The sequence below is a fragment of the Mycobacterium celatum genome (assembly GCF_002101595.1).
Lineage (GTDB): Bacteria > Actinomycetota > Actinomycetes > Mycobacteriales > Mycobacteriaceae > Mycobacterium > Mycobacterium celatum.
Window position 1 is genome coordinate 1 of record NZ_LQOM01000033.1, and the last position, 25,808, is coordinate 25,808.

At 66.8% G+C, this 25,808-nt stretch carries 22 protein-coding genes and 2 pseudogenes; 10 read left to right on the top strand and 14 right to left on the bottom strand.

The annotated features are described in order from the left end of the window. A pseudogene (locus AWB95_RS14625) lies at window positions 1-184 on the bottom strand (LpqN/LpqT family lipoprotein); the annotation flags it as partial. A gap of 170 nt (window positions 185-354) precedes the next feature. On the opposite strand from AWB95_RS14625, the gene leuS reads away from it, so the two are divergent. Next, the gene (gene leuS, locus AWB95_RS14630) at window positions 355-3,240 is read left to right on the top strand and encodes a leucine--tRNA ligase (protein WP_062540159.1); all 2,886 of its coding nucleotides are present in this window, start codon (window positions 355-357) and stop codon (window positions 3,238-3,240) included. 72 nt (window positions 3,241-3,312) lie between these two features. Here leuS and AWB95_RS14635 read toward each other — a convergent pair whose 3' ends face one another. The 10 genes from AWB95_RS14635 to AWB95_RS14680 all read right to left on the bottom strand — a co-directional run bounded on the left by AWB95_RS14635 (window position 3,313) and on the right by AWB95_RS14680 (window position 12,233). Beyond that, complete coding sequence (locus tag AWB95_RS14635; RefSeq protein WP_062540158.1) at window positions 3,313-3,978, bottom strand: SDR family oxidoreductase; 666 nt, start codon at window positions 3,976-3,978, stop codon at window positions 3,313-3,315. Window positions 3,979-4,008: 30 nt separating this feature from the next. Continuing rightward, window positions 4,009-4,512 carry a MarR family winged helix-turn-helix transcriptional regulator gene (locus AWB95_RS14640; RefSeq protein ID WP_062540157.1) on the bottom strand — a complete coding sequence of 168 codons (504 nt, stop codon included), beginning with the start codon at window positions 4,510-4,512 and terminating at the stop codon, window positions 4,009-4,011. Between the two features lie 55 nt (window positions 4,513-4,567). Then, a complete protein-coding gene (locus AWB95_RS14645; protein ID WP_062540156.1) occupies window positions 4,568-5,317 on the bottom strand; it encodes an amino acid ABC transporter ATP-binding protein in 750 nt (249 codons plus the stop codon). Further along, window positions 5,314-7,098, bottom strand: a complete 1,785-nt coding sequence (locus tag AWB95_RS14650; RefSeq protein WP_062540155.1) for an ABC transporter substrate-binding protein/permease — start codon at window positions 7,096-7,098, stop codon at window positions 5,314-5,316. The genes AWB95_RS14645 and AWB95_RS14650 overlap by 4 nt, the downstream gene beginning before the upstream one ends. 44 nt (window positions 7,099-7,142) lie before the next feature. Further along, window positions 7,143-7,820: a GntR family transcriptional regulator gene (locus tag AWB95_RS14655; protein ID WP_062540154.1), complete on the bottom strand. Its 678-nt coding sequence runs from the start codon at window positions 7,818-7,820 to the stop codon at window positions 7,143-7,145. A gap of 43 nt (window positions 7,821-7,863) precedes the next feature. Further along, window positions 7,864-8,667, bottom strand: a complete 804-nt coding sequence (locus AWB95_RS14660) for an LLM class F420-dependent oxidoreductase (RefSeq protein ID WP_062540153.1) — start codon at window positions 8,665-8,667, stop codon at window positions 7,864-7,866. Window positions 8,668-8,676: 9 nt separating this feature from the next. Then, a complete protein-coding gene (locus AWB95_RS14665; RefSeq protein ID WP_084707130.1) occupies window positions 8,677-9,561 on the bottom strand; it encodes an alpha/beta fold hydrolase in 885 nt (294 codons plus the stop codon). 31 nt (window positions 9,562-9,592) lie between these two features. Next, complete coding sequence (locus AWB95_RS14670; RefSeq protein ID WP_062540152.1) at window positions 9,593-10,687, bottom strand: inositol-3-phosphate synthase; 1,095 nt, start codon at window positions 10,685-10,687, stop codon at window positions 9,593-9,595. A gap of 49 nt (window positions 10,688-10,736) precedes the next feature. Continuing rightward, on the bottom strand, window positions 10,737-11,279 hold the full coding sequence (locus AWB95_RS14675; protein WP_062540151.1) for a PadR family transcriptional regulator: 543 nt from the start codon (window positions 11,277-11,279) through the stop codon (window positions 10,737-10,739). Between the two features lie 108 nt (window positions 11,280-11,387). After that, complete coding sequence (locus AWB95_RS14680) at window positions 11,388-12,233, bottom strand: DUF1707 SHOCT-like domain-containing protein (protein WP_062540150.1); 846 nt, start codon at window positions 12,231-12,233, stop codon at window positions 11,388-11,390. A gap of 99 nt (window positions 12,234-12,332) precedes the next feature. Between AWB95_RS14680 and AWB95_RS14685 the strand changes: the two genes are divergently transcribed. From AWB95_RS14685 to AWB95_RS14725, 9 genes are all read left to right on the top strand, one after another. Next, entirely contained in the window at window positions 12,333-13,514 is a 1,182-nt protein-coding gene (locus AWB95_RS14685) for an LLM class flavin-dependent oxidoreductase (protein ID WP_062540149.1), read from the top strand. 50 nt (window positions 13,515-13,564) lie between these two features. Next, window positions 13,565-13,999 (top strand): DUF5318 family protein, encoded by a 435-nt coding sequence (locus AWB95_RS14690; protein ID WP_062540148.1) that lies wholly within the window; start codon window positions 13,565-13,567, stop codon window positions 13,997-13,999. Further along, on the top strand, window positions 13,992-16,553 hold the full coding sequence (locus AWB95_RS14695; RefSeq protein WP_085168353.1) for a transglycosylase domain-containing protein: 2,562 nt from the start codon (window positions 13,992-13,994) through the stop codon (window positions 16,551-16,553). The genes AWB95_RS14690 and AWB95_RS14695 overlap by 8 nt, the downstream gene beginning before the upstream one ends. Then, the gene (locus AWB95_RS14700) at window positions 16,550-18,178 is read left to right on the top strand and encodes a glycosyltransferase family 87 protein (RefSeq protein ID WP_062541849.1); all 1,629 of its coding nucleotides are present in this window, start codon (window positions 16,550-16,552) and stop codon (window positions 18,176-18,178) included. Before AWB95_RS14695 ends, AWB95_RS14700 begins: the two co-directional genes overlap by 4 nt. A gap of 85 nt (window positions 18,179-18,263) precedes the next feature. Next, the gene (gene rpsF, locus AWB95_RS14705) at window positions 18,264-18,554 is read left to right on the top strand and encodes a 30S ribosomal protein S6 (protein WP_062541848.1); all 291 of its coding nucleotides are present in this window, start codon (window positions 18,264-18,266) and stop codon (window positions 18,552-18,554) included. Window positions 18,555-18,685: 131 nt separating this feature from the next. Further along, window positions 18,686-19,207, top strand: coding sequence for a single-stranded DNA-binding protein (locus AWB95_RS14710; protein ID WP_085168354.1), 522 nt, complete (start codon window positions 18,686-18,688; stop codon window positions 19,205-19,207). Window positions 19,208-19,237: 30 nt separating this feature from the next. Next, window positions 19,238-19,492: a 30S ribosomal protein S18 gene (gene rpsR, locus AWB95_RS14715; RefSeq protein WP_045375648.1), complete on the top strand. Its 255-nt coding sequence runs from the start codon at window positions 19,238-19,240 to the stop codon at window positions 19,490-19,492. 24 nt (window positions 19,493-19,516) lie between these two features. Beyond that, complete coding sequence (rplI, locus tag AWB95_RS14720; protein WP_062541107.1) at window positions 19,517-19,975, top strand: 50S ribosomal protein L9; 459 nt, start codon at window positions 19,517-19,519, stop codon at window positions 19,973-19,975. 450 nt (window positions 19,976-20,425) lie between these two features. Then, on the top strand, window positions 20,426-23,503 hold the full coding sequence (locus tag AWB95_RS14725; RefSeq protein ID WP_062541106.1) for a replicative DNA helicase: 3,078 nt from the start codon (window positions 20,426-20,428) through the stop codon (window positions 23,501-23,503). Window positions 23,504-23,528: 25 nt separating this feature from the next. Here the strand turns inward: AWB95_RS14725 and AWB95_RS14730 are convergent, their stop codons facing one another. The 3 genes and pseudogenes from AWB95_RS14730 to AWB95_RS14740 form a co-directional block, all read right to left on the bottom strand. Further along, window positions 23,529-23,846, bottom strand: coding sequence for a PAS domain-containing protein (locus tag AWB95_RS14730; protein ID WP_232315729.1), 318 nt, complete (start codon window positions 23,844-23,846; stop codon window positions 23,529-23,531). Window positions 23,847-24,264: 418 nt separating this feature from the next. Beyond that, window positions 24,265-24,705: a nitroreductase family deazaflavin-dependent oxidoreductase gene (locus tag AWB95_RS14735; RefSeq protein ID WP_062541104.1), complete on the bottom strand. Its 441-nt coding sequence runs from the start codon at window positions 24,703-24,705 to the stop codon at window positions 24,265-24,267. A gap of 79 nt (window positions 24,706-24,784) precedes the next feature. Beyond that, a pseudogene (locus AWB95_RS14740) lies at window positions 24,785-25,727 on the bottom strand (acetoacetate decarboxylase family protein). Window positions 25,728-25,808 lie beyond the last annotated feature (81 nt).

The window sequence follows — 25,808 nt, forward strand, 5'->3', positions numbered from 1 at the left end:
CGCAGGTTCCCGACCCCAATGTGCCCGACGCGTTCGCGGTCATCGCCGACCGGGCCGGCACCGGGGTGGGTCCGGGCGGAAACAGCGGGTCCGCCGAGGCCGTGCCGCCGCCGCACACGACACCCGCGACGCCGACGGCGACACCGGCTACCAGCACCCGCAGGCCGCGGGCAATCTGCGTCATCAGAGTCGCTCCTTCCCTCCGCTCGGCGTTAGAGGCCGACTGTAACCAGCGGAAACCGGCAACGGCAGGCTTGAGATGGAGCTGGGATGAAGCCCTGATCGGTATGCGACGAAACCGAGACCAACCTGTGGCCGGAAGGCCCTGAGCGCCGTCCTTATACCCTGTGTGACGTGACCGAATCCCCGACCGCAGCAGCCGGCGCCGTCCCGGGCGCCGATGACGCGGACTCCGACGCGCCGCGGTACCGCTACACCGCGGAACTGGCCGGTCGCATCGAACAGACCTGGCAGGACAACTGGGCCCGGTGGGGGACATTCAACGTGGCCAACCCGGTCGGCTCGCTGGCGCCCGCAGACGGATCCCCGGTGCCCGAGGACAAGATGTTCGTCCAGGACATGTTCCCGTATCCGTCCGGCGAAGGCCTGCACGTCGGTCACCCGCTGGGCTACATCGCCACAGATGTCTACGCGCGCTACTTCCGGATGACCGGACGTAACGTGTTGCACGCGTTGGGTTTTGATGCGTTCGGGCTGCCCGCCGAACAGTATGCGGTGCAGACCGGCACCCATCCGCGGACCCGCACCGAGGCCAACATCGTCAACTTCCGGCGCCAGTTGGGACGGCTGGGCTTCGGCCACGACAGCCGGCGAAGCTTTTCCACCACCGACGCCGAGTTCTACAAGTGGACGCAGTGGATCTTCCTGCAGATCTACAACGCCTGGTTCGACACCACCGCCAACAAGGCGCGGCCGATCGCCGAGCTGATCGCCGAATTTGATTCCGGCGCACGGACTTTGGACGACGGCCGGGACTGGGCGGCGCTGTCGGCCGGTGAGCGCGCCGACGTGATCGACGGCCACCGGCTGGTCTACCGGGCGGATTCGATGGTGAACTGGTGCCCGGGATTGGGCACCGTGCTGGCCAACGAAGAGGTCACCGCCGACGGCCGCAGCGACCGGGGCAACTTCCCGGTGTTCCGCAAACGGTTGCGGCAGTGGATGATGCGGATCACCGCCTACGCCGACCGGCTGCTGGACGACCTGGACCTGCTGGAGTGGCCGGACAAGGTCAAGACCATGCAGCGCAACTGGATCGGCCGCTCGACCGGCGCCGCCGCGCTGTTCGGCAGCGACGCCGGCGATATCGAGGTGTTCACCACCCGCCCCGACACCCTGTTCGGCGCAACCTATCTGGTTCTGGCACCCGAACACGAGCTGGTCGACCGGCTGGTTGCCGCCGAGTGGCCGGACGGCGTCGACCCGCACTGGACGTTCGGCGCCGCCACACCCGCCGAAGCCGTGAAGGCGTACCGGCAGTCGATCGCCGCGAAGTCCGAGCTGGAGCGCCAGGAGAACAAGGCGAAAACCGGGGTGTTCCTCGGCACTTACGCCACCAACCCGGCCAACGGTCAGAAGGTGCCGATCTTCGTCGCCGACTACGTGCTTGTCGGCTACGGCACCGGGGCGATCATGGCCGTGCCGGGCCATGACCACCGCGACTGGGAGTTCGCGCACGAGTTCGGCCTGCCGATCGTCGAAGTGATTGCCGGCGGCGACATTTCGAAGGACGCCTACACCGGTGACGGCGTCCTGGTGAACTCCGGCTTCCTCGACGGGATGGATGTGGCCGCGGCCAAAAAGGCCATCACCGCGCGTTTGGAAGCCGAGGGCCGTGGCTGGGCGCGGGTCGAATACAAGCTGCGGGACTGGCTTTTCGCGCGGCAACGCTATTGGGGTGAACCGTTCCCGATCGTCTACGACAGCGACGGACGCCCGCACGCGCTGGACGAAGCGGCGTTGCCGGTCGAGTTGCCCGACGTCCCTGATTACTCTCCGGTGCTGTTCGACCCCGACGACGCCGACAGTGAGCCCGAGCCGCCGCTGGCCAAGGCCACCGACTGGGTGCACGTCGACCTGGATCTCGGCGACGGACTGAAGTCCTACACCCGCGACACCAACGTGATGCCGCAATGGGCGGGCAGCTCCTGGTACGAGCTGCGCTACACCGACCCGCACAACCCGGACCGGTTCTGCGCCAAGGAGAACGAGGCCTACTGGATGGGTCCGCGGCCGACCGAGCACGGCCCGGACGACCCGGGCGGTGTGGACCTGTACGTCGGCGGCGTCGAGCACGCGGTGCTGCACCTGCTCTATGCGAGGTTCTGGCACAAGGTGCTCTACGACCTGGGCCACATTACTTCACGCGAGCCGTACCGCCGGCTGGTGAACCAGGGCTACATTCAGGCGTTCGCCTACACCGATGCGCGCGGATCCTATGTGCCGGCCGCCGAGGTGATCGAACGCCACGGCAGGTTCTTCTACCCGGGGCCGGACGGCGAGATCGAGGTCTTCCAGGAATTCGGCAAAATCGGTAAGAGCCTGAAGAATTCGGTTTCGCCCGACGAGATCTGCGACGACTACGGCGCCGACACGCTGCGCGTGTACGAGATGTCGATGGGACCGCTGGAGGCGTCGCGTCCGTGGGCCACCAAGGATGTCGTCGGCGCGCACCGGTTTTTGCAGCGGGTGTGGCGGCTGGTGGTCGACGAGCAGACCGGCCGCAACCGGGTGGTCGACGCCGATCTCGATCCTGACACGCTGCGGCAACTGCACCGCACCATCGCCGGGGTGTCGGAAGACTATGCGGCGCTGCGGAATAACACGGCAGTGGCCAAGCTGATCGAGTACACCAATCATCTGACCAAGGAGCATCGCGACGCGGTGCCGCGCGCCGCGGTCGAGCCGCTGGTGTTGATGCTGGCGCCGCTGGCCCCGCATGTGGCCGAGGAGCTATGGCAGCGGCTGGGTCACACCACGTCGTTGGCGCACGGCCCATTCCCCGTAGCCGACCCCGCCTATCTGGTCGAGGACACGGTGGAATACCCGGTGCAGGTCAACGGCAAGGTGCGCGGAAAAGTGGTGGTGGCCGCCGACGCCGACAACGACACCCTCGAGGCCGCCGCACTGGCCGACGAGAAGGTGCAGGCGTTCCTGAACGGCGCACAGGTCAGGAAAGTCATTGTGGTGCCCGGCCGCCTGGTGAACCTGGTCGTCTAACTCTAACCTAACCAGCGCGAGCAGACGCAGAATCGCACTCCGCCAGTCGAAATCGCGCGATTTTGCGTCTGGTCAACGGGGGCGGATCACCACGTCGTGCACGTGTCCGTCCGGCGGGGTGGCAACCACGTTGGCGACCGCCGCAGCGACGGTCGCCGGCCGCAGAAAACGGGCGGGGTCGTACTCGCCGCCCTCGTAGGCGACCAGCTCGCGCTGCATATCGGTATCGACCCGGCCGGGATACACCGTGGTGACCCTCAGCGACGGCTCGTCGGCGCGCAGCGAATCGGCGAACGCGCGCAACGCAAACTTGCTCGCCGAATAGGACGCCATCCCCGGCGAAACCCTGCGCCCCGAGCCCGAGTTGATGAACACCACCTGGCCGCCGGCTCGCCGCAGCGCGGGCAGCAGCGCCAACGTAACAGCCACCGCGCCAACGACATTCACGTCGATGGTGGTGCGCCACTGCTCGACGGTGGACTCGGCGACGCGCCCGGGCAGGGACACGCCGGCATTGTGTACCAATACATCCAACTCGTCGATCGACTCGGTGGCGGCCGGGATCGCGTCGGTGTCAGCCAGATCCAGCGGAAGCACGGTCGCGCCGAGACGCTGTGCCGCAGCGTCGAGCGCAGCCGAGGGTCGACCGGCCAGCAGCAGCGTGTGCGTCGGGGCCAGGGCGTCGGCGATCGCAGAACCGATACCCCGGCTCGCGCCGGTGATCAATGCAGTGGGCATACGGTCAATACAGTTGTGACGCTAAGGCTTTCACGCCTGCTCGGCCTCGCCGGGGCAAACAGCGGTGGCCGGCTCAAGGGTGGCCAACCTTTCCAGCGGCGCCAGCGCCTTGGTCAGGGTTTCCAGTTCGGATTCGCTGAGCTTGCTGAGCATCCCGGCCAGCGCGGCGATCCGGTTGGCCAGCGACTCTCGGTGAACCGCGAGGCCCCGCGGCGTGATGTCGACGAGCACGGCCCGCAGATCAGACGGGTCGCGCGACCGCTTCACCAAACCGATCTTCTCCAGCCGGCGAATGGCCACGGTGGTGGTGGGGGTGCGCACCCGCTCGTGTGCGGCCAGGTCCGTCATCCGGATCGGACCCCGGTCGAGCAGCGTCACCAGGATCGACAGCTGGGCCAGGGTCAGCTCGCCGGCGGTTGCGGCGCCCGCACTCGGGTCGCCGCGGCGCAGAATGGAGAAAAGCTTGGACAGCGTGCGGTGTAGACCCTCAGCCAGCTGTGTCACTTCCGGCACGGTGGCTTCGCGTTCCGCCATAATTCGCCAGTCTAACCGGATTGCTCCGAACCAGTCGCCAAAATCGCTTTTGCTGTCAAAGTACTTGTGATAAGAACCGCTGCAGCCGCTCGGTTTCGGCGGCCTCGAAGATCTGCTCGGGCGGTCCGGTTTCCACCACCGCGCCGTGGTCCATGAACACGACGGCGTCGGCTGTCGACCTGGCAAAACCCATTTCGTGGGTGACGACAACCATCGTCATGCCCTCGTCGCCCAGCTCGGCGATCAGCGCCAGGATGCCCTTCACCAGCTCCGGGTCCAGCGCCGACGTCGCCTCGTCGAAGAGCATCACCTGCGGGCCCATGGCCAGCGCGCGAGCGATCGCGACACGTTGCTGTTGACCGCCCGACAACGCGCCGGGACGGACGAGCGCCTTGTGTTTCATGCCGACCCGGTCCAGCTGCGCCAGCGCCAGCTGGCGCGCCGCGTCGGCCGGCAGCCGCTTGAGCTTCCGCGGTGCGAGCATCACGTTGTCCAGCACGCTGCGGTGCGGGAACAAGTTGAAGTGCTGGAACACCATCCCGATGCGCTGGCGCAGCCGGTTGGGGTCATCGCCCAGCACGGAGCGGCCATCGAGCAAGACGTCGCCGCGGTCGGGTTCGTACAGCCGGTTCAGGGTGCGCAGCAACGTCGACTTGCCGGATCCCGACGGGCCGATGATCGCGACCGTGCTGCCGGCCGGCACGTCGAGGTCGACGCCGCGCAGTACCACGTTCTGCCCGAACGAGAGGTGAATGTCCTTGGCCGCCAACGATACCGGCGCTGCACGCTCGACGGCCGCGGTCATAGCATCTCCTGCCCGGTTGCCGAGGCGAGCGCGTCGAGCGGGTCCGGCGGCTCAACCGCGGCGGGGCCCTGGCGAAGCCGCTTGTCGACGTAGTTCACCAGATGGGTCAGCGGGATCGTCAGTATCAGGTAGAAGACACCCGCGGCCACCAGCGGCGACAGGCTGCCGGTCTGCGCGTTGAAGTCGCGGCCGACCTGGAACAGCTCGCGCTGGCCGGCGATCAGCCCGAGGAAGTAGACCAATGCGGAGCCTTTCAACAGCGCGATGAACTGGTTGACCAGCGCGGGCAAAACCCGGCGAATGCCCTGCGGCACCACCACCAACCGCATCGACGACGGGTAGCTCAGCCCCAGCGCCCGGGACGCTTCGAGCTGGCCGGTGTCGACGCTTTGAATGCCCGCGCGGAAGATCTCACCGATGTACGCCGCCGCCGTCAACCCCAGGGCGGCGATACCCAGCGGATACGGATTGTTGTGGGTCAACCCGCCGACGATCGGGCCCATCCCGAGGCCGATCAGCAGGATGATCACCACTTCGGGCAGCCCGCGGAAGATGTCGGTATACACCCGGGCCGGCCAGCGCAACCACCGGGTGTGGGAGATCCCGGCCACCGCCAGTGCAATCCCGACCACCAACCCGATGACGCTGGCGCTGACCGTCAAGATCAACGTGTTCGGCAGCCCCGTCGTCAGCAGCACCGGGATCACCTGCTTGTAGAGGTCCCAGTCGAGGAACGAATCCCGCAGCTGGGCCAGCGTCGACGTCGGTGCGGGCGGCCCGGTTTGGGGCCGGTGATGCTTCTCGGCGATCTTCGCGAAATCGGGCAGGTGCGGCGTCAGCGCATCCTTGGACCCCGGTTTCCAGTCCGGCGGCAGCGGCCGCGGCACCCAGTCGGAGTACAGACCCGACCAGGTGGCGTCGGCGATGACGGCGTCCAGCGCGGAGTTCAGCGCATCGATCAGCGGCCTGTTGTCTTTTGCGACCGCGTAGGCCACGAAGTCGCCTTCGCTGAACGTGTTGGCGACGATCGCGGCCGGGTCGCCGGGCCGCACCGCGTTCACCGCCTCCAGCCCGCCCGCCACCCAGGCGTCGATCTGGTGGGTCTTCAGGCTGGTGTAGGCGGTGATGATGTCGGGGAATTTGACCGGTTGCAGGTGCAGGGTCTCGACAACGTAGGCGTCCTGCACGGTGCCCTGAACGACGCCGATGCGCTGCCCCGGTGCCAGGTCGTCGAACCCGGTGATCGGCGAGCCCGGCTGCACCACCAGCGAGGCATAGCCGAAGTCGTAGCCGTTGGTGAAGCCGACCGTGCGCCGCCGCGCGTCGGTGGCCATGATCGACGCCGAGCCGACGTCGAAACGGCGCGACGACACCTGGGCGAGCAAGCCGGCGAAGTCGGTGCCGACGAAGCGGACCCGCAGGCCCAGTTTGGCGGCCATCGCGCGCAGCAGCTCGTTGTCGAAACCGGTGTAGTGCCCGGCGGGGTTGATGCAGGCGTTCGGCGGCGCCTCCGAGACGGTGCCGACGGTCAGCGTGCCCGGCGTGATGAGACCCAGCGCTGCGGCGTCGACCGAGCTGAGCGGCTCGACCCCGGCGGTGGTGTACTTGTCTTCGCGCGGGCGTTTGGCGGTGGCCAGCTTGGGCGGCAATGCCGTCGCGTTCTCCAGCCCGGCCGGCGCGCACTGGTTGGTGTCGGCCGAGGCGGGTGGCGCCGCCGCGAGGCCCCACACCATCAGGGTCACCGCGATCACCGCGACGAGCTTTCCGGCGATGACGTTCATATTCGCAACGTACCGGCCCGTTGCGCGCCGTCGGTTCGGCCGGTTCAGAGCGCGACGGCGGGTTTGTCGGGCGGGGCCAGCACGCGGCGGCGAACGAGTTCCGCCACCGTGATCTTGGCCATCAGCGCGGCGCAGCCGGCGCAAGCGGCGCGGGCGGCGGCGGGATCGCGACGGCGGATGGCGGCCGTCTCGTCCTCGTAGAACGGCAGCATCTCGGCGATGACATTGGGGTAGCTCAACAGGAACGCGCGCGGAATCAGGCCTGTTGACGCGCGGATCGCCGCGTGCAGTCGTGGCCCGGCGTACTCGTCGGTGACGGCACGCCGATATTCCCGCGCCGCCTGCTGGAAAGCGCGCGGCTCCTTCGTGGTGCGCAGCGTGCGCATCAGGGCGTCGAGCTGATCCAGGATTCGCGGCGTGGGGTTGGCGGCGGCACGCGCCGACGCGATGCCGTTGAGCACGCCGTGCAACTCGTGATGCTCGGCGATGGTGTCCTCGTCGAATCTCTCGACGAACGCGCCGCGGTGATACCGGGTGGACAGCACCCCGTCGTGTTCCAGCTGGACGAGCGCCTCCTGGATGGGGACACGGCTCATGCCGAGCGCTTCGGCGATCTCGTTGCGGTCGACCCGGTCACCGGTGCGCAGCTTGCCGGTCAGCACCAGGTTGAGGATGTAAGCGACAACCTGGTCCTTCTCTTTAGCGCCGTATCTCTTCGGCATATCCCTTTCGAGTTTTCCACGCCGCGCCGGTTTACGTTGGGGTTCAACGATTATCGCGCCAGCGGCACAGCGTTTCGGCGGCGCTCAGGTCGTAGTCCGGGCCGGTCGAGCCGACGGTCAACAGGGTGACGCCCAGGCCCGTCAAGGCTTCGGCCTCGGCGATCAATGCGTCGGCGCTCCGACCGCGGCCCGTTTCACCGCCGACCGCGGCGGATCGCTCGATGCTGTCCGGGTCGCGGCCGACCGCCGCGCAGTGCCGGGCCAGCACGTCCGCCTTCGCGGGATAGGTGTCGGCGGTGGCGAAGCTGTGCCACATGTCGGCATGCTCGGCGACCAGCCGCAGCGTCTTCTTTTCGCCCTCGCCGCCGATCAGCAGCGGAATCGGGCGGGTGGGCGGCGGATTGAGCTTGCCCAGCCGCGATTCGATCCGGGGCAGCGCCGCCGCCAGGTCGTCAAGACGGCTGCCAGCCGTGCCGAACTCGTAGCCGTACTCGTCGTAATCCCTGCGTTTCCAGCCCGACCCGATGCCCAGGATCAGCCGGCCGTCCGAAATGTGGTCGACGGTGCGGGCCATGTCGGCGAGCAGCTCCGGGTTGCGGTAGGAGTTACAGCTCACCAGCGCGCCGATTTCGATGCGTGACGTCTGCTCGGCCCAGGCGCCCAGCATGGTCCAGCATTCGAAGTGGGGGCCGTCGCGATCGCCGTAGAGCGGGAAGAAGTGGTCCCAGTTGAACGCGATGTCGACGCCGATGTCCTCGCAGCGGCGGACCGCGTCGCGGATCTGGCTGTATTGCGGGGCGTGCTGCGGCTGCAGCTGCACGCCGATGCGAACGGGGGAAGAGGTCATGGTGCCACGTTAGCCGTCGAGCACGGTGCGCAGAATGCCGATCAGCGCCCGAGGCTGGTCGCTCTGCACCGAATGCCCGGACCCGTCCACGGTGTGCGCGCCGCGGAAATGCTTTGCGCGCCGGGCTAACTCGTCGGCGTCTTCGTCGGTGACGAAACCCGAGTTGCCGCCGCGCACCAGGGTGATGGGCGCGTCCGTGGCGGCGACGTCGTCCCACAGCCCGGCGAAGTCGGGCATGGTCTGCATCATGTCGTAGCGCCAGGTCCAGCGCCCGTTGTCCAGGCGGCGGGAGTTGTGAAAGACGCCGCGGCGCAACGACTTCGGATCACGGTGCGGCGCCGCGGCGGTGGTCACCTCCAGCATCGCCGCAAAGCTGGGGAATTCCCGCTCGCCGTGCACCAGGGCGACCGTGCCCTGCTGTTCGGCGGTCAGCTCGGCGTGCCGCTTCAGCGCCGACGGGGTGACGTCGACCAGCACCAGCTCGCGCACCGGCGCCGCGGCGGCCAGCGCTATCGCGGTCAGCCCGCCCAACGACATGCCCACGACCAGGTCGGCGTTTGGGGCAAGCTCGCCCAAAACCGGCGCTAGCGCAGCGGCGTTGCGCCGCGGCGAGTAGTCACTGTCGTCGCGCCACGCCGAATGGCCGTGGCCGGGCAGGTCTACGGCAAGAGCCGGTTCACCGAGTCCGACGATCACGGTGTCCCAGGTGTGCGCGTTCTGCCCGCCGCCGTGCAAGAACACGACGCGGGGTGGGCCGTCGCCCCACGTGAGCGCGCTGATGGGGCCGCGGTCGACTCGTGCGACGGTGGGCACCCTGTCCACGCCGGCTTGTTCGGCGTTCTCGGGCAGCAGAGCGAATTCGTCGAGACCGAGCAACTCGTCGTCGGAAATCACCTCGACGAGGTTACCCCGCAGAATCGATGCCCTAGCCGACGATGAACTGCTCGAGTTGGGCGCGGGCGATGTCGTCGGGCAACTGCTTCGGCGGGCTCTTCATCAGATACGCCGACGCCGCCACCACGGGGCCGCCGATGCCGCGGTCCTTGGCGATCTTGGCGGCCCGGATCGCGTCGATGATCACGCCCGCCGAGTTCGGCGAGTCCCACACCTCGAGCTTGTACTCCAGGTTCAGCGGCACGTCGCCGAAGGCCCGACCCTCGAGCCGCACGTAGGCCCACTTGCGGTCGTCGAGCCAGCCGACGTGGTCGGACGGGCCGATGTGCACGTCTTTGGTCTTGAACTCGCGCTGCACGTTGGAGGTGACGGCCTGGGTTTTGGAGATCTTCTTCGACTCCAGCCGCTCACGCTCGAGCATGTTGAGGAAGTCCATGTTGCCGCCGACGTTCAGCTGCATGGTGCGGTCCAGTTGCACGCCGCGGTCCTCGAACAGCTTGGCCATCACCCGGTGGGTGATCGTCGCGCCGACCTGGCTCTTGATGTCGTCGCCGACGATCGGCACCCCGGCGTCGGTGAACTTGCGGGCCCACACCGGCTCCGAGGCGATGAACACCGGCAGCGCGTTGACGAATGCCACACCGGCGTCGATGCAGCACTGCGCGTAGAACTTGTCGGCCTCTTCCGAACCCACCGGCAGGTAGGACACCAGCACGTCGACCTCGGCGTCCCGCAGCACTTTGACCACGTCGACGGCCTCGACGTCGGAGACCTCGATGGTGTCGGCGTAGTACTTGCCGATGCCGTCCAGCGTCGGGCCGCGCTGCACCACCACGTTGGTGGGCGGCACGTCGGCGATCTTGATGGTGTTGTTCTCGGACGCGAAGATCGCCTCGGACAGGTCGAAGCCGACCTTCTTGGCGTCCACGTCGAACGCGGCGACGAACTTGACGTCGCGGACGTGGTACGGCCCGAACCGCACATGCATCAAGCCGGGCACCGACGCCGTCTCGTCGGCGTTCTGGTAGTACTCGACGCCCTGAACCAGCGAGGACGCGCAGTTGCCGACGCCGACAATGGCGACCCGGATTTCCGTCGACGCCTCTGCCGCGGTTTGCTCAGTCATTAGGGCGTTCTCCTTACCTCTACCTGTGTCGTGCGTTGCTTGGATTGGATTAGGACTGCTCGGCGCGGCGTTGCGCCACGCGTTCGGCTGTGATCAGCTCGTTCAGCCACTTGACTTCCCGTTCGCTCGATTCCAGCCCTAATTGATGCAGCTGGCGGGTATAGCGATCGAGCGAGTTGCTGGCCCGCGCCACTGCTTCACGCAGGCCCTCGCGGCGTTCCTCGACCTGGCGACGGCGGCCCTCCAGGATGCGCATCCGCGCCTCGGCCGGAGTGCGGTTGAAGAACGCCAGGTGCACTCCGAAGCCGTCATCGGTGTAGTTCTGCGGGCCGGTGTCGGCGACCAGCTCGGAAAAGCGCTGGCGGCCGGCCTCGGTCAACTGGTACACCCGCCGGGCCCGGCGCACCGGGGTCCCGGCCGGGGCGGCGTCCTCGGCGATCAGCCCGTCGGCCTGCATCCGGCGCAACGCCGGGTACAGCGAGCCGTACGAAAACGCCCTGAACGCTCCGAGCAGGCCGGTCAAACGTTTGCGCAGTTCGTAACCATGCATGGGCGACTCGAGCAGGAGTCCGAGGATGGCAAGCTCCAGCAACGAGTCACCTCCTTTGCTCGCACCGTTAGGACATATCGACGCCTCGCGACATAGTATCGCCCCGATATATTTAGCACCACACCCGGTATTCGCCCGCCGTTCAGGCGCTCAGGAGGGATAGTTCACCCGGTTGACGGTTCCGTCGCCGGCGAACTGGATGTAGCCGCTGCCGTAGTCGCTGGAGACATACACCGACAGCGACACCGTCTCGGGCGCGGTCGGGTCGCGCGACGGCTCCACGATCAGATACGTGGTCTTGACGTCGGAGGCCTTGATGCCCAGCGTTTCGGGCGCCCCACGCAGAATGCCGACCGTCGCCTTCGGGTCGAACTGCCCCAAGTCGACCAGGACGGCGTCGCTGCTCTTGGACGAGCTGTTCGGATCGCCCCACCCGCCGCGATAGGTGTAGCTCAGAACCCGGCGATCTTCCTTGGGGTCGGCGCGATCCATTACCGCGTAGTCGGGGTAGATGACCAGCCGATAGCCCTTGGTGTCGCCGAATTTCTTGCGAGCCTGCTCCAGCAGGCCAGTCAGGCCGCCCAGCGACTGCAGTTGGCGCGGCGGGGTCAGCACCACCGGCGCGACGCCGTCCGGCTTGGCCCCGGGATCGGAGGTGAAACTCAGCGGCGAGCTGGTGTTGCCGTAGAGCCCCCAGCCGATGCCGACACCGAGCAGCACCGCCACCACGAGGGCGGCCGCCGCGATGCCGGCGCCGCCGAACTTCGGCTGGGCCGATTTCAGCGACGGCAGCAGCACCGGCGCGCTGGCGGTCTGCAGATCGGCGACCAGCGCGTGCAAATCGCCGAGAGTGACGGCGCTGGTGGCCGCGCTGACCCGTTCGCGGTGCTCCTCCATCGACAGCTGGCCCTCGTCGAGGGCCCCGTCGAGAATGCGGCAGGTGTCCTGCCGGTCGCTGTCCTTGGCCCGGGTCGCCGTCGTCGCCACGGCGATGATCGTAGAAGCCCATGCTGGCGGTGATCGCGGAACCGCAGTTCTAATCAGGCTGGGCCGAAGCCTTTTCGCGGCGCCGGCCGTCGGGCATAACTGAATAGCGTGTCAATACATCTGCATTGGTTTCTTACTACCTACGGAGACTCCCGCAACCTGATCGCCGGCGGGCATGGCAGCACCATGCGCGGCGACCGGCCGGCCGATTTGCGGTACCTGATCCAGCTCGCGCAGGCCGCCGAGATCAACGGCTTCGAGGCCGTCCTCACGCCGACCGGTCAATGGTGCGAAGACGCCTGGCTGTCCACGGCGATGCTGCTCGACGCCACCCAATCGCTGAAATTCCTGGTTGCGCTGCGGCCCGGGCTCATCAGCCCGACGCTGGCCGCGCAGATGGCCGCCACCTTTCAGTGGCAATCGCAGGGGCGGTTGCTGCTCAACGTGGTCACCGGCGGCGAGAGCATCGAGCAGCGGGCGTTCGGCGACTTCCTGACAAAGGAGGCCCGATACGAGCGGTGTGCGGAGTTTCTCGACATCGTTCGCCGGCTGTGGACCTCGGAGGACCCCGTGACTTTCACCGGGGAGCATCTGCGGGTCGAGCAGGCGTCGCTGGCGCGACGTCCCGAGCCGTTGCCGGCCGTCTTCTTCGGCGGCTCGTCGGCGGAGGCGGGCCGGGTCGCGGCCAGATTCGCCGACACCTACCTGACCTGGGGTGAGCCGCCCGAGCAGGTCAGCGACAAGTTGGACCGGATCCGTGGCTTGGCGTCGGCGCAAGGGCGCGTCCTCGGCTACGGAATCCGGCTGCACGTCATCTCCCGCGACACGAGCGAACAGGCTTGGGCGGAGGCAAATCGGCTGCTGTCGGGGTTGGACCCGCACACCGTGGCGGCCGCGCAGCGCTCGCTGGCCCGCTCGGAGTCCGAGGGCCAGCAGCGAATGCGCCAATTACACGGTGGCGGCGGCGATTTCACCGCAGGCGCCGACGCCCGCAGTCTGGAGATCTATCCCAACCTGTGGTCCGGGGTGGGGTTGGTTCGCGGTGGCGCGGGCACCGCATTGGTCGGTTCGCACCAGGAGGTCGCCGACCGCATCGCCGAATACGCGGCGCTGGGCCTACAGCACTTCATCTTGTCCGGTTATCCGCATCTCGAGGAGGCGTACACGTTCGGCGAGGGCGTGCGGCCGCTCCTGGCGCAGCGCGGATTGCTGGAGGACAACGCGGCGACGCCCACGGAACCGGTCCGGTCGGCATTCCTCAGCGGGCTCGGAGACGTCAGCGCGTCCTAACCCACCGGGCAAGCTCTCGGCAACGGCGATCCGCACGTACTCTGGTCAACGTGCGACTGCAGCGACAGGTAGTGGATTACGCGCTTCGGCGCCGCTCACTGCTGGCCGAGGTCTACTCGGGCCGGACCGGGGTGTCCGAAGTCTGTGACGCCAACCCCTACCTGCTGCGCGCCGCGAAATTCCACGGCAAGCCCAGCCCGGTGATGTGCCCGATCTGCCGCAAAGAACAGCTCACGCTGGTGTCCTGGGTGTTCGGCGACCACCTGGGCGCCGTATCGGGATCGGCGCGCACCGCCGAGGAACTGGTCGTATTGGCATCCCGTTACGAGGAGTTCTCGGTACACGTGGTGGAGGTATGCCGCACCTGCAGCTGGAATCACCTGGTGAAGTCGTATGTGCTCGGCGCGGCCCGCCCGGCCCGCCCGCCACGAGGCACACGAAGCACGCGGACGGCGCGCAACGGCGCCCGCACGGCCAGTGAATAACGAAGGGCCAGAAGACCGTTCGGCCAGTGACGTCCCGAGCGGGTCACGGGCCGACGGCGAGTCGACACACCCGTCAGGCGGCGACAACGGTGCCGGGCCCCGCCGCGCATCCGGTCCGCCGCGGCACCGGCGTCCGGTCCCGCCCGACGACCGGTTGACCACGGTCTTGCCGCCGGTCGTCGACGAGCGACGGCTACGCGATCCGGTCGAACAGGTCAAGGCTGCACTGGACGGAACTCCACCGCCACCCCCACCGCCGCGGCGTTCCCGCCGCGATCCGGTCGAGCAGGTCAAGGCCGCACTGGACGGCACGCCGCCGCCCAGGCGTCCGGACCGTGAACTGAGGATGGGCGGACGACCGCCGGGCGGAGGCCCGCCCGGTCCGCCGCCGGGCACCCATGGCCAACCGAACTGGGATTGGCTGCGGCAACTGGACTGGACGTGGCTGCGCCGGATCAACTGGTTGTGGGTGCGCCGCGGCCTCTACGTGGCGGCGGTGGTGCTGCTGCTGCTGCCGATCGTCACGTTCGCGATGGCCTACTTCATTGTCGACGTGCCCAAGCCGGGCGACATCCGCACCAACCAGGTGTCGACCATCCTGGCCAGCGACGGCACCGAACTGGCGAAAATCGTTCCGCCCGAAGGCAACCGGGTCGACGTGAACATCAACCAGGTGCCGGTGCACGTGCGCCAGGCCGTGCTGGCCGCCGAAGACCGCAACTTCTATTCGAATCCGGGTTTCTCGCTGACCGGCTTCGCGCGGGCGGTGAAGAACAACATCTTCGGCGGCGACACGCAGGGCGGGTCCACGATCACCCAGCAATACGTCAAGAACGCACTGGTGGGCTCGCAGCGCGCCGGGGTGGGCGGCCTGATCCGCAAGGCCAAAGAACTCGTCGTCGCCACCAAGATGTCGGGTCAGTGGTCCAAAGACGATGTGTTGCAGGCGTATTTGAACATCATCTACTTCGGCCGCGGCGCCTACGGGATTTCCGCGGCGGCCAAGGCATACTTCGACAAACCCGTCGAGCAGCTCACCGTCGCGGAAGGCGCGCTGCTGGCCGCGTTGATCCAGCGGCCGTCGACGCTGGACCCCGCCGTCGACCTCAAAGGTGCCACCGAACGGTGGAACTGGGTGCTCGACGGCATGGTGGAGATCAACGCCCTGGCACCGAAGGACCGTGCCGCACAGGTATTTCCACCGACCGTGCCGCCGGATGAGGCCCGCGCACAGAATCAGACCACCGGGCCCAACGGTTTGATCGAGCGTCAGGTGACCAAGGAACTGCTGGACCTGTTCAACATCGACGAGCAGACCCTCAACACCCAGGGCCTGCAGGTCACCACCACGATCGATATGCAGGCCCAGCGGGCCGCCGAGAAGGCCGTGTCGACGTATATGGATGGACAGGATCCCGACATGCGGGCGGCGGTGGTGTCCATCGATCCGCACAACGGCGACGTGAAGGCCTACTATGGCGGCTCGGACGCCAACGGTTTCGACTTCGCGCAGGCCGGGCTGCAGACCGGGTCGTCGTTCAAAGTGTTCGCGTTGGTCGCCGCGCTCGAGCAAGGCATCGGGCTGGGCTATCAGGTGGACAGCTCGCCGCTGACCGTCAACGGCATCAAGATCAGCAATGTCGAGGGCGAAAGCTGCGGAACCTGCAACATCGCCGAGGCGCTCAAGCGTTCGCTGAACACCTCCTATTACCGGCTGATGCTCAAGCTGAAAAACGGCCCCGAGGATGTGGCCGAGGCCGCGCACAAAGCTGGCATTGCCACCAGCTTCCCGGGCGTGCCGCACACCCTGTCAGAGGACGGCCAAGGCGGGCCGCCCAACAACGGAATCGTGTTGGGCCAGTACCAGACTCGCGTGATCGACATGGCTTCCGCGTATGCCACGCTGGCCGCCTCCGGCGTCTACCACACGCCGCATTTCGTGGAGAAGGTGGTCAACTCCGAGGGCCGGGTGCTATTCGACGCGGCCACCCAGGACAACTCCGGTGAGCAGCGCATCGACAAGGCCGTCGCCGACAACGTCACCTCGGCGATGCAGCCGATCGCCGGCTATTCGCGCGGCCACAACCTGGCCGGCGGGCGGCCGTCGGCGGCCAAGACCGGCACCACGCAACTCGGCGATACGGACGCCAACAAGGACGCCTGGATGGTCGGGTACACGCCGTCGCTGTCGACGGCGGTGTGGGTCGGCACCGTGCAGGGCGACCAGCCGCTGGTGAACAAGTGGGGTGGCCCGGTGTATGGCTCGGGCCTGCCGTCCGACATCTGGAAGGCGACCATGGACGGCGCCCTCAAGGGCACCAACAACGAATCGTTCCCGAAGCCCACCGAGATCGGCGGATACGCCGGTGTGCCGGCCGCGCCGCCACCGCCTCCGCCGCCGCCGCAGGTGACGGTCATCCAGCCCACAATTGAAGTGGCGCCGGGCATTACGATCCCGGTCGGGCCGCCGACCACGGTGCCCGTGGCGCCGGGACCGCCACCGTCGCCGCCGGGCGCGCCCGAGGGTCCCGCAGCGCCGCCACCGCCGCCATGACGGGTGACACCGTTTCGCCGCGGCAGTTGGCTGCTGACCGGCGCTCCGCTGACGATCGCGATTGTCCCAGCCGCACAGACTTTTTGGGCTCGGCGATGTCGGGCGTCATCGGCGGTCCGGTGGGCCGGCACGCGCTGATCGGCCGGGCCCGGTTCTGGACGCCGTTGCGGGTGATGTTCGCGATCGCGCTGGTGTTCCTGGCGTTGGGCTGGTCGACGAAGGCGCCCTGCCTGGTGAGCACCGGGACGGGTCCTGGTGACCAACGGGTGGCCAATTGGGCGAATCAGCGCGCCTACTACGAGCTGTGCTACTCGGACACCGTGCCGCTCTACGGTGCAGAGTTGTTGAGCCAGGGCAAGTTTCCGTACAAGTCCAGCTGGGTCGAAACCGATGCCAGCGGCAAACCGCAGATCCGTTACGACGGCCAGACGGCGGTGCGCTACATGGAGTATCCGGTGCTGACCGGGGTCTACCAGTACGTGTCGATGGCTCTGGCCAAGACCTACACCGCGTTGAGCAAGCTGATCGCCCTGCCGGTGATCGCCGAGGTGGTGGTGTTCTTCGACGTCGCCGCATTCGGTTTGGCGCTGGCCTGGCTGGCGACGGTGTGGGCCGCCGCGAGTTTGGCGGGCCGGCGGGTGTGGGATGCGACGCTGGTGGCCGCGTCGCCGCTGCTGATCTTTCAGGCGTTCACCAATTTCGACGCGCTGGCAACGGCTTTGGCGACGGGCGGGCTGCTGGCCTGGGCGCGCCGACGGCCGGTGCTGGCCGGTGTGCTGTTCGGCTTGGGTGTGGCCGCCAAGCTGTATCCGGTGTTGTTGCTGGGCCCATTGCTGGTGCTGGGCATCCGGACCGGCCGCTTGCGTGAGCTGGCCCGCACCGCGGCGGCGACGGCGATGACGTGGCTGCTGGTCAATCTGCCGGTGATGGTGCTGTTTCCGCGCGGCTGGTCGGAGTTCTTCCGGCTCAACACGCGCCGCGGGGATGACATGGATTCGCTGTACAACGTCGTCAAGTCGTTCACCGGTTGGCGGGGTTTCGACCCGTCGCTGGGCTTTTGGCAGCCGCCGACGGTGCTGAACACCGTGGTCACGGTGTTGTTCGTATCCTGTTGCGCCGCAATCGGTTACATCGCGCTGACCGCTCCGCAGCGGCCGCGGGTGGCGCAGCTGGCGTTCCTGGTGGTGGCGGCGTTCCTGTTGACCAACAAGGTGTGGAGCCCGCAGTTCTCGCTGTGGCTGGTGCCGCTGGCGGTGTTGGCGTTGCCGCATCGGCGGGTCCTGTTGGCGTGGATGACGCTCGACGCGCTGGTGTGGGTGCCGCGGATGTACTACCTCTACAGCACGCCCAACCGCGGGCTGCCCGAGCAGTGGTTCACCGCGGCGGTGCTGCTGCGCGACCTGGCGGTTGTGGGGTTGTGCGTGCTGGTGGTCCGCGAGATCTATCGCCCCGACGAGGACCTGGTCCGCTGGGCCGGCCGGGTGGACGACCCGACCGGTGGGGTGTTCGACGGCGCCGCCGACGCGCCGCCCGGGTGGCTGCCGGATTGGCTACGCCCGGCAGCGCTGCGGTCCCCAGCTCCATCGCCGGAGCGCGATTTCGCAAGCTCAACTGTCGTCCGGTAACCTGATCCGGTTGCCGACGCAGGCGACCCTCCTGCCGCGGAGAAGACCGTGGCCGCACACGACCATAGGAGGTGATGAGGTTCCCATGCGTCCATACGAAATCATGGTCATCCTTGACCCCACCCTCGACGAGCGCACCGTAGCTCCGTCGTTGGAGGCCTTTCTCAATGTCATCCGCAAGGACGGCGGAACAGTGGAGAAGGTCGACATCTGGGGGCGGCGCCGACTGGCCTACGAAATCGCCAAGCATGCCGAGGGCATCTACGCGGTGATCGACGTCAAGGCCGCGCCCGCGACGGTGTCCGAGCTTGACCGTCAGCTCAGCCTGAACGAGTCCGTGTTGCGCACCAAGGTGATGCGCACCGACAAGCACTAGTGGCGATCGCCAGCGCGGCGAACCCGGGCGCAGCGGGTCGCCACCGACAAGCACTAGCCTGTGGGCGAACGGCCGCGCCGCGTCGGAGCCGTTGCGTAGGCTCAGCCCAATGCCAATCCCAGGAGGAGCTAATGGCTGGTGACACCACCATCACCGTTGTCGGAAACCTGACCGCTGACCCCGAGCTGCGGTTCACCCCGTCCGGTGCTGCCGTGGCGAACTTCACCGTGGCCTCCACACCGCGCATCTACGACCGCCAAAGCGGGGAATGGAAGGACGGCGAGGCGCTGTTCCTGCGGTGCAACATCTGGCGTGAGGCCGCCGAGAACGTGGCCGAAAGCCTGACCCGGGGATCGCGGGTGATCGTGCAGGGCCGGCTCAAGCAGCGCTCGTTCGAAACCCGCGAGGGCGAGAAGCGCACGGTGGTCGAGGTCGAGGTCGACGAAATCGGCCCGTCGCTGCGCTACGCCACCGCCAAGGTCAACAAGGCCAGCCGCAGCGGCGGCGGAGGCGGTGGCTTCGGCGGAGGCGGTGGCGGGGGTTCGCGGCAGCCGGCGGCGCCCGCCGCGGGCGCCACCACCGGCGACGACCCCTGGGGCAGCGCTCCGGCATCGGGCTCGTTCGGCGGCGGCGACGACGAACCACCCTTCTAGTACCCGAAAGACAGAACGAAAGAGACAGACATGGCCAAGAGCAACAAGCGCCGGCCGGCACCCGAAAAGCCGGTCAAGACACGCAAGTGCGTGTTCTGCGCCAAGAAGGACCAAGTCATCGACTACAAGGACACCGCGCTGCTGCGCACCTACATCAGTGAGCGCGGCAAGATCCGCGCGCGCCGAGTCACCGGCAACTGTGTGCAGCACCAGCGCGACATCGCCCTGGCGGTCAAGAATGCCCGCGAGGTGGCGCTGCTGCCCTTCACCTCCTCGGCGCGCTAGACCCAGAACGGAAAGCACACAACGATGAAGCTGATTTTGACTGCCGAGGTCGACAAACTCGGTTCCGTCGGCGACACCGTCGAAGTCAAAGACGGATACGGCCGCAACTACCTGCTGCCGCGCGGGCTGGCGATCGTCGCGTCCCGCGGCGCGCAGAAGCAGGCCGAGGACATCCGGCGCGCCCGGGAAACCAAGCGGGTGCGCGACCTCGACCACGCCAACGAGCTCAAGACGGCGCTTGAGGCGCTGGGGCCGGTGGCACTGCCGGTCAGGACGGCGGGCGACACCGGCAAGCTGTTCGGCTCGGTGACCGCTGCCGACGTCGTCGCCGCCATCAAGAAGGCGGGCGGGCCCAACCTCGATAAGCGCATCCTGCGGCTGCCCAAGGCCCACATCAAATCCGTCGGCAGCCACCCGGTCACCGTGCACCTGCATCCCGACGTCAACGTCGAGATCGCGCTGGACGTCGTCGCGGAAAGCTAGACCCTTCCTCACGCACCCCGGTGGCAGTCATGCCGCCGGGGTTGTCGTGTTGGCTGGCGAACTTTTCGGCGCGCCGCCCGCGCTGTGAACGTAACCGTCTGTTAACGCCCGGCACGGCTGGCCGCCACGCAACACGCCCGAAACGGCAACCTGCCACGACACGCCGAAGAGATTCCCATCCACACAAACTGCACCCCGTTGTGGTGGGCTTATCTGCAGTAATGCGGTACCCCTCGACAGTGCTCCACAGGTTTTCCACACCCGCCTCAACACAGGGGCCGATGGATATGCACACGCGATGCACAGCTTCATGAACAACACCGTTTGGAAGCCTTGCCAGCAACCTTTAGCGTCAACCCGTCGCGAGGCGGTGTCGGTGGCTTGACTTAACGTCAAATCACCAGACTCGAATGAACGTTCGAGCGATGTGCTGGAGGAGGTGGGGAGCTCATGGCAGTCGTCGACGACCTCGGTCAGCCGGGCATGGGTACCCCCAGCGAGGACTACGGCCGTCAACCGCCGCAGGACCTCGCCGCCGAGCAGTCGGTGCTGGGTGGGATGCTGCTTTCCAAAGACGCCATCGCCGACGTGCTGGAGCGGCTGCGGCCCGGTGACTTCTACCGCCCCGCGCATCAGAACATCTACGACGCCATCCTGGATTTGTACGGGCGCGGGGAGCCGGCCGACGCGGTGACGGTGGCCGCCGAGCTGGATCGGCGCGGCCTGTTGCGCCGGATCGGCGGGGCGCCGTATCTGCATGATCTGATTTCGACGGTGCCCACGGCCGCCAACGCCGGCTACTACGCGAGCATCGTCGCCGAGAAGGCGTTGTTGCGACGGCTGGTCGAGGCGGGCACCCGGGTGGTGCAGTACGGCTACGCCGGCGCGGAGGGCGCCGATGTCGCCGAGGTGGTGGACCGGGCGCAGGCCGAGATCTACGACGTGACCGATCGTCGGCTCTCGGAGGATTTCGTCCCGCTGGAGGATCTGCTGCAGCCCACGATGGACGAGATCGACGCGATCGCCTCCAACGGTGGGGTGGCCCGCGGGGTGCCGACGGGGTTCGCCGAACTCGACGAGGTGACCAACGGTCTGCACCCCGGGCAGATGATCATCATCGCGGCGCGGCCCGGTGTGGGTAAGGCGCTGGCGCTGGGCACCCCGCTGCCCACCCCGACGGGCTGGACGACGATGGGCGACGTCGCGGTCGGTGATGCGTTGCTCGGCGCCGACGGGCAGCCGACGCGGGTGGTGGCGGCCACCGAGGTCATGCTGGAGCGGCCCTGCTACGAGGTCGAGTTCTCCGACGGCACGGTCATCGTCGCCGACGCCGATCACCAGTGGCCGACGGGCTACGGCATCCGCACGACCACCCAATTGCGTTGCGGCCTGGACACAATCGCCGGCGCCGGCTCAATCGGGCGGTACGCGGAAGGCGGCGCAACGCTGATGGCGCCGGTGTTGCAGCTGGACGCGGTGCGACGGGTGCGCAGCGTCCCGGTGCGCTGCGTGCAGGTCGACAACGCCGCGCAGCTGTATCTGGCCGGCCGCGGGATGGTGCCGACGCACAACTCCACGCTCGGCCTGGATTTCATGCGGTCGTGCTCGATCAAGCACCGGATGGCCAGCGTCATCTTCTCGCTGGAGATGAGCAAGTCCGAGATCGTGATGCGGCTGTTGTCGGCCGAGGCGAAGATCAAGCTGTCCGATATGCGGTCGGGCCGGATGAGCGACGACGACTGGACCCGGCTGGCGCGCCGGATGAGCGAAATCAGTGAAGCGCCACTGTATATCGACGACTCGCCGAACCTGACCATGATGGAGATCCGCGCCAAGGCCCGGCGGTTGCGGCAAAAGGCCGATCTGCGACTGATCGTGGTGGACTACCTGCAGCTGATGACCTCGGGCAAGAAGTTCGAGTCGCGGCAGGTGGAGGTTTCCGAATTCTCCCGGCATTTAAAGCTTTTGGCCAAGGAGCTGGAAGTTCCGGTGATCGCGATCAGCCAGCTCAACCGCGGGCCGGAGCAGCGCACCGACAAGAAACCGATGCTGGCTGACCTTCGTGAGTCGGGATGCCTCACCGCTGGGACGCGGATCCTGCGCGCCGACACGGGTGCTGAGGTGACGTTCGATGAGCTGATGCGCACGGGCGAGCGCCCGCTGGTGTGGTCACTGGACGAGCAACTGCGGATGGTGGCTCGCCCGATGACGAACGTGTTTCCGAGTGGCCGCAAGGAGGTGTTCCGGTTGCGGCTGGCCTCGGGTCGCGAGGTCGATGCTACTGCCAATCATCCGTTCATGACGCTCGACGGCTGGACACCGCTGGGAGACCTCCACGTTGGCGACCGCCTTGCGGTGCCGCGCATGGTTCCCGAGCCCGTCGAAACGCAATCGATGGACGAAGCGGAAGTTATTCTGCTGGCACACATGATTGGCGACGGCTCGTGTGTGAAGAACCAGCCGATCCGGTACGCGAGCATCGATGAAGCCAATCTCGCAATGGTGACCATCGCGGCAGCGCACTTCGGGGTGAGCGCCGTCCGCGATGAATACCCCGCAGCTCGGGTAACGACGCTGAGGCTACCGGCGCCGTACCACCTGACGCACGGTCGACGTAATCCGATCGCCGAATGGTTGGACGATCTGGGGCTGTTCGGCCTGCGCAGTCACGAAAAGTTCGTGCCGGAACGGGTTTTCGCGTTGCCGAATGACCAAGTGGCGTTGTTCCTGCGCCACCTGTGGGCGACGGACGGTTCGGTGCGGTGGGACGACAAAGTCGGCCAGGGGCGGATTTACTATGCGTCGACAAGTCGACGTCTCGTTGATGATGTAGCGGCACTTCTGCTTCGGGTGGGCGTGTCCTCGCGCATCAAGCGCGTGCTGAAGGCCGGATACCGCGACTCGTGGCATCTATACATCTACGGTGCGGAGAATCAGACCAGGTTTCTTCGTTACGTTGGTGTGCACGGCGCCAAAGCGACTGCGGCACAGGAGGTCCTCGCCCAACTCGACGGAATCGTCCGCAACACCAACCTGGACACCGTGCCCAGGGAGGTGTGGACGCAGGTAAAGGCGTCGCTGATCAGCAGGCAGATGACGCACCGGCAGTTCGCCGCCGCCATGGGTACGCAGTTCTGTGGATCTACGATGTGGAAGCACGCGCCGAGCCGGGCACGGTTGCACCGAGCGGCGGCATTGCTCGAAGACCGCGAGATTCATGCCTTAGCCGTAAATGATGTGTTCTGGGATCAAATCGTGGAGATCGCCAGCCTTGGCGAGATGGATGTCTACGACGGAACCGTGAGTGACACACATAATTTCGTCGCAAACGGGATCAACGTGCATAACTCCCTTGAACAGGACTCGGACATGGTCATTCTGCTACACCGCCCCGACGCGTTCGAGCGAGACGACCCGCGCGGCGGCGAGGCAGATTTGATCATTGCCAAGCACCGTAACGGCCCGACCAAGACCGTGACCGTCGCCCACCAACTGCACCTGTCGCGTTTCGCCAATATGGCTCGCTGAGAATCAGCAGTACCAACACGGTCGTTCACCGCTTCTCGTCGTGCCACAACTGTTCGGTCAGGTCGTGGAAAGCCGCCAGCGCAATGTTGTCGTCGGCACGCACCATTGCCGACTTGCTCATGCGAGCGCGGACGATGGATCCGTCGCGGTGCGCCAGGTCGACAAGCTCGTCGGCGTAAGCACGCATCGTCTCAACCGGCTCGGCAGCAGGCAGATTGCGGAAAATGCTGTGAAATGTCAGGTCGACCATCGTGTGTCGGGTGTGGCCCAACATGGCGGCAAAGGCCGTGTTAGCGAACAAGATGGCGCCGCCCGGACCGATGGCCAGCACGGGAATAGGCATCCGCTCCAGTACCACCACTGCAGGTAGTTCGCGCAGCGTGTCAGCAGGCGATTGGTCGGCCCGTCTCGGACGCCTTCGCTCCGCCCGTGCATAGTCGGCTCGCTCGCCCGACGAGCCACATACCTCGTGCATTAGATTTCCCCCAGCGTCGAAAGGTCGCGTCACGACTCGCGCCAGCGCCCCGGTGGATAGCGGCCCAGCATGATTGATCGCGGTCCGGGGCGGGATCGGCGGCCAGGGAACAGGGGGCCTACCCGTTGGTAACACGATAAGGCATCGAGCATCCGGCCTCTAGCTCTAGCACGAATTCGAACGGTCGACGCCGACGCCGCAGCCCTCCGTTACCGAGAGGTTGTCCGTGCCGGTTCACCGAGCTCGCCGTCGCGACCTGGCTGCGACGCCGCTGCGATTCGGCAGTTCAACTCCGCACCTCGCAGATCACCACGGGTATCTCGCGGCTAGTGCGGGTTTGGTAATCCGCATAGCCCTTGTACGCCGCAACAATCTTCGGCCACAGCTCGGCCCTTTCTTGCGCAGCTGCGGTGCGGGCGTGAACCTTTCGCCGGGTACCGTCGATCACCAGCTCTGCGTCGGGATGCGCCTGAAGATTCCGGTACCAGTCGGGGTTGCGGTCGTCGCCACCCTTCGACGCGACGAGCACTACCCGATCCGAATCGTGAACGGGCGTGGTCAGATAGCAAGACCGGGGCAGCCCGGACTTGCGACCGGTAGTGTGGAGCTCCACCACCGGCATCCCAAACGGATTGGCCAACAACCTGTTTCCGCTTACCGTCAGGATGACCCGGTGCGCGCGGTTCATCAATTTGGCGCCGGTGTCCTTCAGTGCGTTGCCGTTCATCGAATGTTCCTGTCTCGAATTGTGTGCCGTGGTCGGAGATTCACTTGAGCGCTCGGGGGCGGCGATCGTAGAAAATTTCTCAACTGAACGCGATTCGTGAGCGCGATGGCGCGTTCGGCATTGAGGTGGGCACCGGCATGTGCAGAGCGAGCTGGCCTTTTGTAATGACGTCCAGCTGAATCGTCCTGATTGGCTTGAGCGATTGCAGGTCATCAGACATCCGCCCGGTCCCGGTCTGCAGATCGACCTGACGCGGGAAGCGCACCGTTCCACCCGCCAGCACATTGGTCTGGCTGAGCGTGGAGTGCCAGGCACCGTTGATCGACGTATATGACGTCAACGTCGACACCCCGCTCACCGGTGGGGTAGCGGGTCTGGGCGGGCGTGGGCGCCGACAGCGCCAGGTCGGTTCCCTCGGTGTCGTTGGCCACCCGCGCGGTGGTGCGGTCGGCGTCGATATCGACGTCGATTTCGGTGACCCATTTAGGGAAGCCGTAGCCATCGTGGCCGCGCACCTGCGCGATCTCGGCGTTCACCGGCAGGGAGAACACATATGAGTGCACGTGGTCGTTGCCGAGCCCGGTGACCAGATCGAAAAAGACAGGTCCGCCGTGGCGTGCCGGCCGCACCGCTGCCCCGACAGCAGCCTCGGTGTAGAAGTCGATGTCGCACACGTCATAGCGGAAGAAGATCACCGAAATCAGCCCCAACCCAGGCGCTACCTCCAGGGGAGCCAGCTCCCTGGGCAGACGAGCGCGGATCGCGTCCGAGCGGGCCAGCATCGTCAGCCGCGCCGTGGAGATGAGGTAGTAGAAGTTCGGGGAGAACGTGGGACCGATCAGCGAGTCGACCTTGGTCTTGGGCAGCTTGCGAAAGAAGTCCACACTGGGCACCCGCGGATCGCGGGCGACCTCGTCGAGATCGGTCTGCATCCGATACCGGTCGTACAGACCGCCTTTCGGAACCGTCACCACGTGGCCGCCTAAATCGACCTTGACGGTGTCCTGCTGGGTCGACGACATTGCAGCGCCCCCCTCACCGGTCATGTATGCACTGTTCACATCACGCTAGCCCGGCGATGTGAGCACTGTCAACACCGCGCC